General features: G+C 73.3%; 1 protein-coding gene. It reads left to right on the plus strand.

Translation table 11 applies throughout. The annotated features are described in order from the left end of the window. Window positions 1–1,987, plus strand: a 1,987-nt coding sequence (locus IJH84_RS04560; RefSeq protein WP_295140577.1) for a condensation domain-containing protein, incomplete at both ends; no start/stop codon positions are given.

A 1,987-nucleotide genomic window follows, 5' to 3' on the forward strand; every position in this document is an offset into this window, starting at 1 on the left:
CTTGCCGCCGACCTGGCCCGCGCCGCGACGCTGTCCACCGGCGAGGTGGCACCAGCGCGCACCGCCCCGGGACTCGAATGGTTCGGCGAAGTGGGCGCCGCGGCCGGCTACGCGGTGGTCGCGAGCTGGTCCGGGACCGGCCCCGAGAAGATCGATGTCATCTTCGCGGACCGCACTCGCACCACCGCGCTGACCGGCACGCACAGACCCGCCCGGCGACCGTCGGCCGACCCGTCCGCACACGCGAACACTCCCCTGGGGTCCCGGGGCGGGATCTCGATTCCCAGGCTGCGGGCGGACCTGGCCGCCGTGCTGCCCGATTACCTGGTGCCCGCTGCCATCGTGGTGCTCGATGATCTCCCGCTGAACCCCAACGGGAAGGTCGACACGGCCGCGCTTCCCGCTCCGCAAGCGCGCACGACGCGGGCGCAACGGCCGCGCACCACCACCGAGTCCGCGCTGTGCACGGTGTTCGCCGAGGTGCTCGGGCTGGCCGAGGTCGGCGTCGAGGACAGCTTCTTCGCACTCGGCGGGCATTCGCTGCTGGCCACCCGGCTGGTGAGCCGCGTCGCCGCGGAACTGGACATCAACTTGACCGCGCGAGCGGTGTTCGACAATCCCACGGTGGCGGGCCTCGCCTCCGCAGTCGCCGACGCGGGTGGCTCGCGCCCCCGGTTGCTGCCCCGGCACCGTCCCCGGCCGCTGCCCACGTCGTACGCCCAACGCCGGTTGTGGTTCATCCACCAGCTCGAAGGCCCCTCGGTCACGTACCACATGGGCGCGGCGCTGCGGCTCACCGGAGCGCTGGATCTCGCGGCGCTGCGCGCCGCGTTCGCCGACGTGGTGGCCCGGCACGAAAGCCTGCGCACCGTGTTCCCGGAGCAGGACGGGGAGCCGGTGCAGCTGGTGCAGCCGCACGCGCAGGCGCCGGTGCGGGTACGGCCGGTCACCGAGGCCGCGCTGCCCGGCGAACTCGCCGCGGCGGCGGGAGAGGGCTTCGACCTGATCGCCGAGCCGCCGATCCGCGCGACGCTGTTCCAGCTCGGGCCGCACGAGTCGGTCCTGCTGATCGTGCTGCACCACATCGCGGGCGATGGCTGGTCGGTGCATCCGCTGACCCGGGATCTCGTGCGCGCTTACCGGGCACGAGCCCGCGGTGCCGCACCGGAGGTGGAGCCGTTGCCGGTGCAGTACGCGGATTACGCGCTGTGGCAGCGCGAAATGCTGGGCTCCGAGGACGATCCCGAATCCGTGCTCGCCCGCGAACTCGCCTACTGGACCGAACGGCTCGCCGGTCTCGCGCCGGAACTCGAACTCGGAGCCGACCGGCCGCGCCCGGCGGTCGCGCAGCACCGGGGCGGCACGGTGCACTTCACCGTCGAGACCGCGGTCGTGGACGAGCTGGAACGGCTCGCGCACGCCGCGAACGCGAGCCTGTTCATGTTCCTGCACACCGGCGCGGCCGCGCTGCTGACCAGGCTCGGTGCCGGAACGGACGTGCCGATCGGCACACCGGTGGCCGGGCGCGCCGACAGCGCGCTCGACGACCTGGTCGGACTGTTCGTGAACACCCTGGTGCTGCGCGCCGACACCGGCGGGGACCCGACTTTCCGGGAGCTGCTCGAACGGATCCGGGCGACCGACCTCGAAGCCTTCGACCACCAGGACGTGCCGTTCGAGCGGTTGGTGGAGGCGCTCAACCCGGACCGGTCCATGGCCCGGCACCCGCTGTTCCAAGTGGCGCTCGCGTTCGAGGAAGGCGCCGCGGAACCGCCGGGCTTTCCGGGGCTGGAAGTCGAGGCCGAGCCGGTGCCGACCGGCACGTCGCGATTCGACCTGACCTTCGCGCTGTCCCGGCGGGGCCCCGGCGGCGAGCTGCGCGGCGGGCTGGAGTACAGCCGCGAGCTGTTCGATCCGGACACCGCGGAGCGGATCGCGAGCCGTTTCGAGCGGCTGTTGCGGGCCGCCGCCCGCGACCCCGATCGCC

Source organism: Saccharopolyspora sp., assembly GCF_017434145.1.
GTDB classification, from domain to species: Bacteria; Actinomycetota; Actinomycetes; order Mycobacteriales; family Pseudonocardiaceae; genus Saccharopolyspora_C; species Saccharopolyspora_C galaxeae.